We start from the raw sequence: 13,883 nt of genomic DNA on the forward strand, positions 1-13,883 counted from the left end.
AAGAGGCGTTTTCAATGAGTATAATGGATTTTACGGGTAAAACTATACTGGTTATCGGTGCCGGAATCAGTGGTAAAGCTGCAGCACGTGTATTGGCGGGACATGGCGCGGCGGTGGTTTTAAATGATAGGAAGAAAATTGATGCCTCGGAAGAACCGTGGACGATTCTTGCCGCAGCAGGTGTGAAATTTGTTTTTGGCAGCCAGGAAACGTCTCTTCTTGATACAACGGATATTGTTGTACCTTCTCCCGTTATTTCTCCGGAAATTCCTATTATGCGGGAAGCGGTAAAAAGAGGGATTCCTATTTGGAGCGAAGTAGAAGTAGCGAGTCGTGTTACCAATGCAGATATCCTCGGCGTGACGGGGACTAATGGTAAAACGACAACGACTACACTACTTGGGAAAATTATGGAAGCGGCAGGACGACATACTGTAGTAGGCGGCAATATTGGTATAGGTCTTTCGGAACAAGCAGCTGATTTACCGGCAGGAGATGTGGTTGTTGCGGAGCTTTCCAGTTTTCAACTTGAAAACACACAGACGCTTAAACCTAAAGCTGCTTGTATATTGAACATTACACCGGATCATATGGATCGGCATCATACAATGGAAGCGTATGCTGCTGCAAAAGAACGCATTTTTCGCAATCAGACTAAGCGGGAAACCGCTGTTTTGAATTATGATGATCCGTTGATCAGACAAATGGAGAAGGATATACAAAGTAGGATTCTATATTTTTCAACGAATACAGAAGTTCCTGTAGGTGCTTTCTTGCGAGGCAAGGAATTGATCCTGCGGATCCATGGCAGAGACACATGCATATGCCGGACGGACGAATTGAAATTATTCGGTAAACATAATATTCAAAATTGTTTGGCGGCTTTTTTAATTGCCTATGCTGTCGGAGCACCGCTTGCGGTGATTCGTAAAGTTCTTAAAGAATTCAGCGGAGTGGAGCATCGCATTGAATTTGTGCGTACGATTCAAGGAGTTCCGTATTATAACGATAGTAAAGGGACTAATACGGATGCATCTATTAAGGCTTTGGAAGCGTTTTCCGGCCATGTTATTCTTATTGCCGGCGGACATGATAAAATGACTCCTCTTGATACGTTTATGCAGCTGGCAGCTAAAAAAGTGGATATACTGATTTTAGTCGGTGAAGCGGGCGACCGATTTGAACAAGAGGCTCGCAAAGTTGGTGTGAAAAATATTTATCGTGCCGGATTTGACATGGAAAAGGCCGTAAGGATGGCTCGAAACATGGCAACGGCACCGCAGGTAATATTGTTGTCACCAGCGTGTTCCAGCTACGATATGTATGACAATTTTGAACAGCGCGGCGATGATTTTAAACGGATTGTTTGGTCGCTGTAAATTATGAGCTGAAGTGAAAATAAGGAGGAAAAGGCATGCGTCGTGTCATTATATCCGGTGGAGGAACAGGTGGTCATATCTATCCGGCGATTACTATTGCCAGATCTATTGCCGATATTGAACCGACAGAGTTTTTATATGTGGGTTCTAAAGTTGGCTTGGAAAATACGCTGATACCTAAAGAAGGACTGCCTTTTGTTACACTGGATGTACGAGGATTGGAACGAAAAATATCCATTCGCAATATGGTTACATTGAAAAAAACTATTGGCAGCATGGTGCAAGCCCGATGGTTATTACATAAATTTAAACCGCAGGTCGTTATTGGAACAGGGGGGTTTGTCTGCGGCCCAGTACTTTTAGCGGCTAGTTTAAGCGGTATACCCACACTTATTCAGGAGCAAAATGTTATTCCGGGTATTACCAATACAATTTTAAGCAAATTTGTCGATATTGTAGCGCTCGGTTATGAAGAAGCTTCTGGTCGTTTTAATCAAAAAAACAAATTGGTAGTTACAGGTAATCCTGTTCGGAAGGATATTTTAACTGTATCCAAGAAGACCGGACGGGCTTTTCTGGGATTAGATCCGGTAAAGTTTACCCTTTTGGTTGCTGGTGGCAGCCGGGGTGCTCGTACTATTAATACAGCTATGGTAGAAGCGCATCGGTACTTTAAAGATGATCCGGATATACAGATTTTGCATGTAACTGGGACTGACGAATATAAACAAGTTGTGGAACAACTTCCGGGAATCAGCGAAAAAGGGAAGTACGGTTCGGGAAGTTATATTATTCCATATCTTCACCATATGCCGGAAGCACTGGCGGCGGCTGATTTAGCAGTATACCGCGCAGGAGCGGTAGGACTGGCGGAATTGACTGTACGAGGTCTGCCTTCCATATTGATACCATATCCTTATGCGGCCGAAGATCATCAACGGTATAATGCGCAGGCTTTGGTTATGTGCGGTGCTGCAAAAATGATTTTGGATAAGATGCTTACAGGACGGGAACTTATTGAAGAAATCGTTCATTTGAAAAATGATCCGGTAGCGTTGAAACGGATGGCTGAAGCTAGTAAGTCTTTGGGAAAACCTAAGGCTGCATATGATATCGCAAAGTTGGCATTGTCCATCGCACGCGACTCAAAATAAAGGGAGTGCATACACATGTTGAATACTGTGAAAAAAGTACATTTTATAGGAATAGCCGGCGCCGGTATGAGAGCGATTGCGAATGTTTTGCTGCAAAAGGGATATTATATTTCCGGGTCTGATGTGAAACAATCCGCTATTACAGAACGATTTTCCCAACAAGGAGCACGTATTTGCATTGGGCAGAAACCGGAAAATCTGCAAGATGCGGAACTGGTTGTCGTTTCTTCGGCAATTCACGAAGATAATGTAGAACTACAGGAAGCACATATACGTCATATACCTGTTATTCATCGATCCGACGCATTGCTGGATATTATGAGTTGGGGAAAGGGAATTGCCGTGGCGGGAGCACATGGAAAAACAACCACTTCTTCTATGTTGGGACAGATTTTTGTGGAAGGGGGAATGGATCCAACCGTTGTCATTGGAGGAGAAGTCGATTATCTGCATGCTAATTCTGTATTAGGGAAAGGGAAATATGTCATTGCGGAAGCCGATGAAAGTGACGGATCCTTTATAAAATTTAATCCTTATATTGCAGTGGTTACTAATATTGATGCCGATCATATGGATCATTACGGCTCTTTGGATAATGTTATCAATGCGTTTAAAGTTTTTATACAGAAACTTGACCCGAAAGAAGGAATGGCAGTTCTTTGTTTTGATAATGAACATATCCGCAATCTGGCACCTAGCTTAAACCGCCGTTATATATCCTATGGGATAGAAAATCAGGCTGACTACACAGCGGATCATATTCATTATGAAAAAGGCCGACTTTGTTTTGACGTGTATCATCACGATAAAAAGATGGGAAGCATGAATCTGTTTGTGCCGGGACGCCACAATGTACTGAATACGTTGGCTGCCGTTGCGGTAGCGGATGCTTGTGGGATTCCTTTTGAAAAAATTGCGGAAGCCATGTCTCATTTTCATGGAGCGAAACGCCGTTTTCAGACAAAAGGATATGTTGGCGATGTTTGGGTTGTTGATGATTATGGACATCATCCTGCTGAAATTAATGCCACATTAACCGCTGCCAAAGATATAGGAACACATCGTATTGTTTGTGTATTTCAACCGCATCGGTATACGAGAACGCAATTGCTGGTAGATCGTTTCGGCGGGGCATTTAAAAATGCAGATTTGCTTATTGTTACAGATATATATAGTGCTGGTGAAACGCCGATTCCGAATGTAACGGGAGAACTTATTGCCAATAAGGTTATTGAAACAACAGGTCAAGAGGTCTTGTATATTCCTAATAAAGAAGATGTAGTAGAATATTTGAGAAAATTTGCTCAGCCAAAAGAAATGATTATTACTATGGGTGCTGGCGATATTTATCGTGTGGGTGAACAATATATTGCTGAATCGAGCGGTGAAAATACAAGTACTATTGATGTGAAAACTAAAAAAATTGCCGTTGTTGTCGGCGGACCGTCGACAGAAGCGGCTGTGTCTCGCAATACAGGAGGCGCTATTGCCAAGGCTCTTATTTCCAAAGGATATCAGGTCACTGTAATGGAACTGAATCCACATATGCTGGCGCAACAATTGCTAGATGAAAAAATTGATATTGTATTTAATGCGCTGCACGGCCGGTATGGGGAAGATGGTCTTATACAGGGATTATGCGAAATGATGGGAATTCCTTATACGGGGTCAGGCGTTATGGCCAGTGCTGTGGGTATGAATAAAGTGATGAGCAAATGTGCTTTTCAAGGTGCGGGAATTGCTACGGCTCCCTTCTCTTATTATTTTGAAAATCAAGGCTTGGATACTATCGCTGAGGATATTGCAGAACGATTTGGCTTTCCTGTAGTTATAAAATCCGCAGGGCAGGGTTCGAGTATTGGTACTGTTATTGTCGATTTACAAACTAAAGTTAAATCGGCATTAGTGGAAGCGTTTAAATATGGAAAATCATTGATAGCAGAGTCTTTTATTAATGGAGACGAATTTACTGTCGCGGTTATGGATAACATGGCATTTCCTGTTATTCAAATTGTATCGAGTACTGGTAAGTACGATTATTATTCAAAATATACACCGGGTGTGACCAAACATCTGTGTCCGGCGCCGATTTCGGAAAAATTAACAAAACAAATGCAGGATCTAGCGATGAAAGTCTTTCATTTGTGCCATTGTAATGGTGTCGCACGTGTTGATTTTATGACGGATGCAGCGGGAAATCCTTTTGTTTTGGAAATTAATACTGTACCAGGAATGACCAGCACAAGTTTAGTTCCCGATGCAGCAAGAGCGATGGGGATATCGTTTGAAGAATTATGCGAAAATATATTGCTGGAAGCAGCTGTTGGTAAATTTTAATTATAATGTTGGTGAGATTTTGTGATGAAAAATGATGAGAAAGATATCTTTTCTATTCCAATACTGAATACGGATGATGTACGGTCTCATCAGGATGTGTCGGAAACGCTGTTGCCTCCGGAAAAATTTATTCCTCCGGAAGTACCTGACGACCCGTTGAGAAAAACTGTTTCTGATGGAGCAGAAACAGAACAGCTGCATAAAGAAAAGGATGAAGGTAAGAGCGTATTGCATTCCGGAAAATGCAAAAAGAAACGGCGGACAGGAAATTTGCAGCACCGGTATCGTTTATTTGTTATACTGGCAGTGTTATTGGTTTTTCTGCTGTGGTTATTTTTGCGGTTTTCTCCCGTGTCCTTTGGGCGTGTAATTGTAGATGGAAACAGTACGATGTCGAATGAGGCTGTTTACCGCAGCTGCGGTATTAGCGGTCCCGTTAACGTAGTTCAATTGTCACCCGGCACAATGAAGGATAATCTGAGTAATGATTTGCGTGTTGCACATGTCGAAGTAGTACGCGAATTTCCTGTGACGATCCACATTACGATAGAAGAACGCAAGCCGATTGCTGTTATGACGACGATGTATGGTTTTGCGTATCTGGATGCTAATGGCGTAGTTATTCGGCTGGGTCAGAGAATTAAAGGCATATCTGTGCCTCTTTTTACAGGTAAAAAAATGGACACACTCCTGTTGGGCGATGTTATAAAAAATGATCCGGTTCGGGATTCTTTGACATATTTACAGAATCTATCTCCCGAATATTTAAATCAAGTAGCGGAAGTAAATGTGGGAAATCCGGATAAGATTACCGTTTATACATCAGATTCTATTCCTATCTATTTAGGAAACGGCGATCATCCGGAACAACGAGCTCGCATTACGGAAGAACTGTTGCAGGAGGTAAAAAACAACCGTTTATCCGTTGACTATATTGACAGTGATATTCAAGCACCTTTAGTGAAGAGTAAATAGAAAGGAAAGACTGTGAGATTACAAGAGGGAAAAATTGCGATTACATTTGCTTGCGTATTATTGGGAATCATGTTGGTTACACAATATAAAGCGGCACAGGATACGCTTCCAGTCACTTCGCAGCGTGCAGAAGAACTTATTTCCAAGGTCAGGGACCTGGAAGCTGACAATAAGGCTTTGAAGAAACAAATCAGCGAACTTGGCGGGAATAAAGATACGCAATTACAAGAACTTCGCTATGATGCTGGGGTTTTACCTGTAGAAGGGCCTGGTATTATCGTAACGCTGGATGATAGTACGCAGCCAAAAATGCAGGGAGCGAATCCTAATTTATATATCATTCATGATGAAGATTTATTGCGTATTGTCAATGAACTCCGGGCAGCCGGGGCAGAGGCTTTATCAATTAATGGGCAGCGATTGATCGGTACATCGGAAATACGGTGTGTAGGACCTAATATCAATATTAACGGTAAAATATTATCGCCGCCCTTTGAAATCAAAGCTATCGGCGATATGCATTCATTATTAGGAGCGCTTAATTTGCGCGGCGGGGTAAAAGAAAGTTTAAAATATTGGGGAATTGAATTGCAAATCCGAAAATTGGAAATGATCGTTGTTCCTGCATATGAAGGATCATTTCGTCATGAATATGCTCGTATCTCCAAAAAGGAGGCAGATAACTCATGATATATCCGATAATCGGTATGGCTATAGGGATATGTATTGGTATTATAATGCCTGATTTATCTGTTTCTCCTGATATGGCAAAGCTGCTGGCGACGGCTTTGCTGGCTTGTCTGGATTCCGTATTTGGCGGAATACGGGCAACCTTGAATAAAAAATTTGATAACAGGATGTTTTTGGTTGGATTTTTTTCCAATGCATTTATGGCTGCAATTTTTGTGTTTGTTGGATTACGACTGGGGATAGATTTATATTTTGTTGTGCTTATTACCTTTGGTATGCGTATTTTTCAAAATATGGCCCGGATTCGCAGGAAACTCCTAGTTTATAAGCCTGAGAAATGAAATTAATTTAAAAATAATGTGGATTAATTCCTTTAGATAGTGTAAAATAATAAGGAAATCCTATCTAAAAGTACAAGTATGCATATTCGAAGGAGGAAACAATATGGCAGAGTTTGCAAATATAAAGGTTATTGGTGTCGGCGGTGGCGGAAATAACGCTGTCAATCGTATGATAGAAAGCGGTTTGCAGGGTGTTCAGTTTATTTCCGTCAATACAGAGGATCAGGTATTGGAAGTATCCAAAGCTGATGTGAAAATTCAGATTGGTGAAAAGCTGACTCGCGGTCTCGGTGCTGGTGCTAATCCCCAAATCGGCGAACAGGCTGCTCTTGAAAGCAAGGAAGAAATTATAAAGGCTCTTCAAGGAGCTGATATGGTGTTCGTAACGGCCGGAATGGGCGGCGGTACAGGTACGGGCGCAGCGCCTATTGTTGCTGAATGTGCTAAAGAAATGGGGGCTCTTACCGTCGCAGTAGTGACTAAGCCGTTTGCTTTTGAAGGCAAACGTCGTAAAGAACAGGCTGAAAAAGGTGCGGCGTATTTAAAAGAAAAAGTAGATACGATCATTACGATTCCTAACGATAAATTGCTTCAGATTATTGACAAAAAGACACCTCTTAAAGATGCGTTCTTAGTAGCCGATGATGTGTTGCGTCAGGGTGTACAGGGTATTTCTGATTTAATTACAACAACCGGTTTGATTAATCTTGATTTTGCCGATGTAAAGACAATTATGCTCGATCAGGGAGAGGCTATTATGGGTATTGGTATCGGATCCGGTGAAAACCGTGCTACGGAAGCCGTTGATGGTGCTATTCACAGTGCACTTCTGGAAACCAGCATCGATGGGGCACAGAGCATATTGCTCAATGTTACAGGCGGTCCGGATATCAGCTTGTATGAAATTAATGAAGCAGCCGAAAAGGTTGCTGAAGCTGTCGATCCCGATGCAAATATTATTTTTGGTTCTGTTATCGATCCGGATATGGAAGATTCTATTCGGATTACTGTTGTGGCTACTGGCTTTGGTAAGGAACCATCAACTATTCCTTCTTTTGGACAATCTGGCACAGTGAACGATAAAAAAGAAGCAAGTGGTGTGGAAATTCCTACGTGGATGAGATAATCAATGAAGGTAAGCGGGTCCCGTCGGACCCGCTTTTTTGCTAAAACAGCAGGATTTTTAAAGAGGCGTGTAGAATTGTAACTTAAGATTGTTGAAAAATAATTTTTTGAATGTCTGTAGGAGGCAAATTATGAGATGTCCATTTTGCAAGAGCGACGATACGAAGGTTACGGATTCCAGGGCGACTGATGACGGCAATGCTATCCGCCGCCGCCGTGAATGCCAAAAATGCGGACGTCGGTTTACGACGTATGAGATGGTAGAAGAGGTACCTCTGGTAGTCATAAAAAAAGACGGTAGCCGGGAATTGTTTGATCGCAATAAGATTCTGAATGGATTATTGCGTGCTTGTAATAAACGCATGGTTACGATGCAGCAGTTAGATGGAATCGTTTCTCGGGTAGAACATAAAATTCGAAACTCTTTAGCTCAGGAAGTAACGAGTGTAAAAATCGGCGAAATGGTTCTTGATGAGCTGCAGAGTGTGGATTTAGTGGCATATATCCGGTTTGCTTCCGTGTATCGTCAATTTGCTGATTTGGATAGTTTCATGGCGGAATTGAAGCGCCTCATGGATAACAGGCATAAGAAGGTCTGAGATCGTAAAAGGAGTTTTTATGACAGAGGGTTATATTGATAATTTTTTAAACAATGTATTGCCGAATTTACGTATTGCTGTCATTGGCGACGTTATGGTTGACCGTTACGTATTTGGCAAAGTGGAACGGATTTCTCCGGAAGCCCCGGTCCCAGTTAATAAGGTGTCCCATATTACTTCTGCCTTGGGAGGTGCTGCAAATGTAGCGTCTAATCTGGCTAATTTGGAATGTCATGTTTTTTTGGCTGGTCTTATGGGGACAGACGAGTATGGTTCTGTTTTGCAGAAATTATTGGCGGATGCGCATATTGATGGGTCGGGGTTAATTTCCCGTACAGGACATGCTACAACGACAAAACTTCGCGTTCTCGGTTCACGCCAGCAAATGCTGCGACTTGATTTTGAAGAAATTACGGCACTTGAATCGGATGAGGAACAGGTATTGCTTCACTGGTTACAAGAACGGATACGAGATGGACTGGACGGTATTATCATTTCTGACTACGGTAAGGGTGTTCTTACGGATGCCGTATCCGGCGGGGTTATTTCTTTTGCTCGTAAAGCTGGCATACCGGTACTTGTGGATCCCAAGGGTACGGATTGGAGTAAATATAACGGGGCCGATTTTGTTACGCCTAATATGAAGGAAATTAGTGACTGTATTGGCTATACGGTTGCTAATGCAGGAGGAGATGTGATTGAAGCTGCTATGAAACTTCATGAGAGGTATGATTTTGCACATCTCATGGTAACTAGATCAGAAAAAGGGATAACCGTTATAGGCAAGGATGGAAAGGTCTGGAGCAACCCCGCAACAGCGCAGGAAGTATTCGATGTATCTGGGGCAGGCGATACAGTAGCCGCTGCTTTTTTAACTTCTATTGCGGCAAAGCTTTCTATTCGTGCAAGTTTACAGATTGCTAATTCCGCAGCGGGAGTTGTCGTCGCTAAGGTAGGTACTTATCCTGTTCATCGCAGTGAACTTTTACAATTGTGGCACCAATGGCGTCCCAACCGCCGGTGGGCTCCGTATGAATCATTGAGCTGCAGGGAAATGGCCGGCAAGATACGGCAATGGCAGCAAAATGGTGAAATTGTTGTTTTTACAAATGGTTGCTTTGATATACTGCACCGCGGGCATGTACTTTATTTACAACAGGCAGCTATGCTGGGGCAGCATTTAGTTATCGGTTTAAATTCTGATGAATCTGTTCGACGGTTAAAGGGAGAAGCAAGGCCTTTTGTACAGCAGAATGATCGTGCCGTGCTGTTAAGCGCGCTGGCTTGCGTTGACGATGTGGTTATTTTCAATGAAGATACGCCGAAAGAATTGTTGTCGGTTTTGCGCCCGGATATCCTTGTTAAGGGCGGGGATTATAAAGCTGACGAAGTGATTGGACGAGAATACGTAAAACGAGTGGAAATCATTTCTTTTGAAGAAGGGTATTCTACAACGAATATAATAGATAAAATTATAAATAGGGCGAGGAAGGGAATTTTATGAAGATAGTAACAGGTGGTGCGGGTTTTATCGGCAGCAATATTATAAAAAAATTAAATGATAGGGGTATTCATGATATCTTGGTGGTAGATGATTTGACGGATGGACGTAAGTGCCGAAACTTACAGGGATTGTCATTTTATGATTATATGGATTATGAAGATTTTGCAGATCAAATGGCTGACGAATCTTTTGACGGCGGGTATATTGATGTTGTCTTTCACGAAGGAGCCTGTTCGGATACGATGAATTATGACGGGCGCTACATGATGAAAAATAATTATGAAGGTAGTAAGAATCTTCTGCGTTATTGTATGCATCGTAAAATACCTTTTTTGTATGCATCATCGGCTTCTACGTATGGCAGCGGTAAACATGGATTTCGTGAGGAACCGGCTTGTGAACAAGCGCTGAACCCGTATGCATATTCAAAACTGCAGTTTGACCGCTTTGTACGGCGTATGCTGCCGCTTGCTAACAGTCAGATTGTTGGTTTTCGATATTTTAATGTATTCGGGCCGCAGGAAAATCATAAGGATCGAATGGCTTCCCTTATTTACCAAAAATATTATGAACTGCAGAAAAATGGAAAAATTACTCTTTTTGAGGGAACTGCAGGATATGAAAATGGGGGGCAGATTCGTGATTTTATTTATGTGAATGATGTTGTAAATGTTATATTTTATTTTTGGGAACATCCCGAATTATCCGGCATTTATAATTGCGGTACTGGCGAAGGACATTCATTTAACGAGTTTGTTCGGGGTATTATCGCGTATTGCGGAAAAGGTACTGTGGAATACGTTCCATTCCCGGATATTCTGAAGGGAAAATATCAGAGCTTTACGCAGGCGGATACAACAAAATTAATGGATGCTGGGTATGACCGCGGGTTTACTCTCTTAAAGGAAGCCGTACAGGAATATTGCCGTATTTTGGAAAAGAGTGATGGATACTTCGAATGAGAAAAGCGGCTTTTTTTGATAGGGACGGAGTTTTGAATAAAGATATACATTATTTACATCGTCCGGAGGATGTCATATGGGTAAAAGGTGCTAAGGAGGGACTGGCATATCTTAACCAGCTGGGATACTTGGTTATTGTAGTAACGAATCAAAGCGGTGTGGCTCGCGGGTATTATACAGAAGAGGATGTAAAAAAACTTCATTCCTGGATGTCTCAGGAAATAGCAGCGGCTGGGGGGTGTATTACGGCATTTTACTACTGTCCGTTTTTGGAGGGGGCTGCGGATCCTTTTTATAATAAGAAAAGTGATTGGCGAAAACCAGCTCCTGGTATGGTGTTGCAGGCAGTAAAAGAGTATGATTTGGATATTTCTCAATCCTTTTTAATTGGAGATAGTACAAGCGATATGGAATGTGCCAAAGCCGCAGGTTTGCCGGGATATTTGTTTACAGGAGAACGCCTTGATGTGTTTATTGATCATGTATTAGAGAAGAGGAATGCACATGAAAGCCTATAAGAGCATACTTATTATTAAAATGAGCTCTCTGGGTGATGTATTGCATGCATTACCGACGCTTTATGCATTGCGGCAGAATTGTCCGAATGCACGTATTGTATGGGCTGTTCATCAAAATTTTGCAGCGGTTCTTCCAGGAAAGCCTTATATAGATGATGTTGTTTATATTGATAAAGCAAAGCTTACATCCATAGCATATTTGCGGGAACTGTGGCATATACTGCATGCTTATCATTTTGATGTATGTTTTGACTTGCAGGGGTTAGCTAAAAGTGCTATTGTTGCTTTTTTGAGCGGTGCTAAGGAAAAATACGGATATTGGGAGATGCGTGAAGGCAGTTTTCTGGTCAGTAAAGGGTTGACGGGAATACATAAGAATGATCATGTCATTGAACGATACCTGGATACGGTACGTGTACTTGGCGGTACGGTCAGTTCTGTAGAATTTCCTCTTCCCAATATTAGCATGCAAAAGCAAACGATGCGGAAACGATTTACAGAGGATGGCATGATAGGACACTATATCGCGGTTGTACCGGGAGCTAGGTGGAAGGTAAAGGAATGGCCGCTGGGGCATTGGTCGGATTTTGTTAATCGAGTTGCCGCTACTGGGATGAATGTGATTCTCCTTGGCAGTGGGGATGACATTTTGAAGGGAAAAGCTATTATGGCGGGAACGGAATGTCCCAACGTTTTTGATTATACAGGAAAAACTAGTTTACATGAGCTTATGGCGGTTATTTCCATGGCAGATGTATACATAAGTGCTGATACTGGTCCTTTGCATATTGCCAATGCGCTTAAGAAAGAACTGATTGCTTTATTTGGTCCCACGTGTCCGGATCGTACAGGTCCCTATGGAGGAGAAGCAGATACGTATATTCATATAATACTATCTCCGACTTCCACAGCTACGCAACAACACCCTTTAGTAAATGATCCCGATTGTATGGCACAGATATCCGTATGGGATGTATGGAATACCTATGCGGCTGTTATAAAGAAGGTGAAGGCATGATAAATTTAAAAAACAAAAGAATTATTGTAACCTTCCTTATGCACTTAGGAGATTTGATTTTAATAACTCCTTTTTTGCAGATTTTACGGCGTCATGCGATTGGTTCTGACATTACTTTGGTTGTAGATGAAAAATTAGCTGATGTGGTACGTTATAATCCTAATATAGATCATCTTGTAACCGTCGATAAAAAAGGGAAGGATAATTCTCTGGCAGCGCTATGGCATATAGGCAAAGAACTTCATAACCAGCATCCCGATTTGCTGATTAATCTGCATCCTAACGAACGGACTTCATTTTTAGCGGTTGCTGTCAGAGCAAAACAGTTTGTTGGCATGAGCCATTTTTTGGCACGGTCTTTTATGGATACCTATACGAGATTGGATCGGACTCATTTGCATGCAGCAGATATGTACATCGATGTGCTCAGACAACTCGGCATTGAGGATCATAAAAATGCAGGATTGCAGATTTTTACATGTCCAGCGTGGGAAAAACAAGTTCAAAATTTTTATATAGCGTCTGATTTACGGGAAAAAGAGCCGCTTGTGGGTTTTAATATTGGTAGTGCTGTTCCGCAAAAACGATGGCCTGTCGAACGATTTGCCGCGGTGGCGGATTATTTTTCCAACAGGGGATTCCGGTGTGCTTTTTATGGCGGCCCTATGGATATGGATATGGTTCGGGAAGCTGTTTTTTTTATGAAGAACACCCCGATTATTTGTACAGGAAAGTTTTCCGTAGGTGAGCTTGCCGCTGCTGTAAGGCGCTGTTCCTTATTTATTACTAATGATAGCGGACCTATGCATGTAGCTGTTAGTCAGGATGTTCCTCTGGTAGCACTTTATGGACCGAGTAATCCGAAATTCTATGGTCCGTATACGAAAAAAGCTATTGTCTTGGAATCAACAAACGAATATAAAATAGGAAAAAGTATGAAGAAAATTATCCGTGAGGGTAATTACAAGGGAATTTCTGTTATTACGACGGAAGAAGTTATCGAAGCAGGAAACGAGCTTATTGCCCGGTATGGGATTAAAAATTGACAATTGTATTCGATTCCAGTATAATGTCACCTGATATGTGTCTGTGGTTGTAAGTCGATGCCAGTCGCAGGCGAAGCGATCCACGTAAGGGATCCAAAGCGGTCCTGATCATAGTGCGGCTTAGAAGTAAGTCCTGCCGTGAAAAAACGAGAGAAGCAGTAGTGGGAGATCTAGCATCTATGAGCGAACCTTCCAGCAGGCGAGTGTGGGGTTAAAAACCAGGTCAGGCGTATCA

At 42.1% G+C, this 13,883-nt stretch carries 13 protein-coding genes and 1 pseudogene; all 14 read left to right on the plus strand.

Translation table 11 applies throughout. The features are described 5' to 3' along the window. Positions 1–14 precede the first annotated feature (14 nt). The 14 genes and pseudogenes from murD to NXG62_RS01120 all read left to right on the plus strand — a co-directional run bounded on the left by murD (position 15) and on the right by NXG62_RS01120 (position 13,648). Positions 15–1,379, plus strand: coding sequence for a UDP-N-acetylmuramoyl-L-alanine--D-glutamate ligase (gene murD / locus NXG62_RS01055; protein ID WP_427113209.1), 1,365 nt, complete (start codon positions 15–17; stop codon positions 1,377–1,379). 35 nt (positions 1,380–1,414) lie between these two features. Next, positions 1,415–2,533, plus strand: a complete 1,119-nt coding sequence (gene murG / locus NXG62_RS01060) for an undecaprenyldiphospho-muramoylpentapeptide beta-N-acetylglucosaminyltransferase (RefSeq protein WP_427113210.1) — start codon at positions 1,415–1,417, stop codon at positions 2,531–2,533. A gap of 15 nt (positions 2,534–2,548) precedes the next feature. Beyond that, positions 2,549–3,913 (plus strand): annotated as a pseudogene (murC, locus tag NXG62_RS01065) (UDP-N-acetylmuramate--L-alanine ligase); the annotation flags it as partial. A gap of 27 nt (positions 3,914–3,940) precedes the next feature. After that, positions 3,941–4,870 carry a D-alanine--D-alanine ligase gene (locus tag NXG62_RS01070; protein WP_427114299.1) on the plus strand — a complete coding sequence of 310 codons (930 nt, stop codon included), beginning with the start codon at positions 3,941–3,943 and terminating at the stop codon, positions 4,868–4,870. Positions 4,871–4,894: 24 nt separating this feature from the next. Further along, positions 4,895–5,845: a cell division protein FtsQ/DivIB gene (locus NXG62_RS01075; RefSeq protein WP_427113211.1), complete on the plus strand. Its 951-nt coding sequence runs from the start codon at positions 4,895–4,897 to the stop codon at positions 5,843–5,845. Positions 5,846–5,857: 12 nt separating this feature from the next. Then, positions 5,858–6,535, plus strand: coding sequence for a DUF881 domain-containing protein (locus tag NXG62_RS01080; RefSeq protein WP_427113212.1), 678 nt, complete (start codon positions 5,858–5,860; stop codon positions 6,533–6,535). Then, on the plus strand, positions 6,532–6,876 hold the full coding sequence (locus tag NXG62_RS01085) for a small basic family protein (protein WP_427113213.1): 345 nt from the start codon (positions 6,532–6,534) through the stop codon (positions 6,874–6,876). Before NXG62_RS01080 ends, NXG62_RS01085 begins: the two co-directional genes overlap by 4 nt. Before the next feature lie 103 nt (positions 6,877–6,979). Then, positions 6,980–8,002 carry a cell division protein FtsZ gene (gene ftsZ / locus NXG62_RS01090; protein WP_091651209.1) on the plus strand — a complete coding sequence of 341 codons (1,023 nt, stop codon included), beginning with the start codon at positions 6,980–6,982 and terminating at the stop codon, positions 8,000–8,002. Between the two features lie 130 nt (positions 8,003–8,132). After that, positions 8,133–8,600: a transcriptional regulator NrdR gene (nrdR, locus tag NXG62_RS01095; RefSeq protein WP_427113214.1), complete on the plus strand. Its 468-nt coding sequence runs from the start codon at positions 8,133–8,135 to the stop codon at positions 8,598–8,600. Positions 8,601–8,619: 19 nt separating this feature from the next. Further along, complete coding sequence (gene rfaE1, locus NXG62_RS01100; RefSeq protein ID WP_427113215.1) at positions 8,620–10,104, plus strand: D-glycero-beta-D-manno-heptose-7-phosphate kinase; 1,485 nt, start codon at positions 8,620–8,622, stop codon at positions 10,102–10,104. After that, positions 10,101–11,066, plus strand: a complete 966-nt coding sequence (gene rfaD / locus NXG62_RS01105; protein WP_427113216.1) for an ADP-glyceromanno-heptose 6-epimerase — start codon at positions 10,101–10,103, stop codon at positions 11,064–11,066. The genes rfaE1 and rfaD overlap by 4 nt, the downstream gene beginning before the upstream one ends. Next, on the plus strand, positions 11,063–11,584 hold the full coding sequence (locus NXG62_RS01110) for a D-glycero-alpha-D-manno-heptose-1,7-bisphosphate 7-phosphatase (RefSeq protein WP_427113217.1): 522 nt from the start codon (positions 11,063–11,065) through the stop codon (positions 11,582–11,584). The genes rfaD and NXG62_RS01110 overlap by 4 nt, the downstream gene beginning before the upstream one ends. Further along, on the plus strand, positions 11,571–12,602 hold the full coding sequence (locus NXG62_RS01115; protein WP_427113218.1) for a glycosyltransferase family 9 protein: 1,032 nt from the start codon (positions 11,571–11,573) through the stop codon (positions 12,600–12,602). Before NXG62_RS01110 ends, NXG62_RS01115 begins: the two co-directional genes overlap by 14 nt. Continuing rightward, positions 12,599–13,648, plus strand: coding sequence for a glycosyltransferase family 9 protein (locus NXG62_RS01120; protein ID WP_427113219.1), 1,050 nt, complete (start codon positions 12,599–12,601; stop codon positions 13,646–13,648). Before NXG62_RS01115 ends, NXG62_RS01120 begins: the two co-directional genes overlap by 4 nt. The last annotated feature ends 235 nt before the right edge of the window (positions 13,649–13,883 follow it).

It is taken from the genome of Megasphaera sueciensis (assembly GCF_050219315.1).
Lineage (GTDB): Bacteria > Bacillota > Negativicutes > Veillonellales > Megasphaeraceae > Megasphaera_A > Megasphaera_A sueciensis.

What these genes read in the sequence shown, in the direction of transcription:
- rfaE1 (WP_427113215.1), top strand. Translation starts at nt 8,620, where the DNA reads ATGACAGAGGGTTATATTGATAATTTTTTAAACAATGTATTGCCGAAT.
- murG (WP_427113210.1), top strand. Translation starts at nt 1,415, where the DNA reads ATGCGTCGTGTCATTATATCCGGTGGAGGAACAGGTGGTCATATCTAT.
- NXG62_RS01115 (WP_427113218.1), top strand. Translation starts at nt 11,571, where the DNA reads ATGAAAGCCTATAAGAGCATACTTATTATTAAAATGAGCTCTCTGGGT.
- murD (WP_427113209.1), top strand. Translation starts at nt 15, where the DNA reads ATGAGTATAATGGATTTTACGGGTAAAACTATACTGGTTATCGGTGCC.
- NXG62_RS01110 (WP_427113217.1), top strand. Translation starts at nt 11,063, where the DNA reads ATGAGAAAAGCGGCTTTTTTTGATAGGGACGGAGTTTTGAATAAAGAT.
- nrdR (WP_427113214.1), top strand. Translation starts at nt 8,133, where the DNA reads ATGAGATGTCCATTTTGCAAGAGCGACGATACGAAGGTTACGGATTCC.
- ftsZ (WP_091651209.1), top strand. Translation starts at nt 6,980, where the DNA reads ATGGCAGAGTTTGCAAATATAAAGGTTATTGGTGTCGGCGGTGGCGGA.
- NXG62_RS01085 (WP_427113213.1), top strand. Translation starts at nt 6,532, where the DNA reads ATGATATATCCGATAATCGGTATGGCTATAGGGATATGTATTGGTATT.
- NXG62_RS01075 (WP_427113211.1), top strand. Translation starts at nt 4,895, where the DNA reads ATGAAAAATGATGAGAAAGATATCTTTTCTATTCCAATACTGAATACG.
- rfaD (WP_427113216.1), top strand. Translation starts at nt 10,101, where the DNA reads ATGAAGATAGTAACAGGTGGTGCGGGTTTTATCGGCAGCAATATTATA.
- NXG62_RS01120 (WP_427113219.1), top strand. Translation starts at nt 12,599, where the DNA reads ATGATAAATTTAAAAAACAAAAGAATTATTGTAACCTTCCTTATGCAC.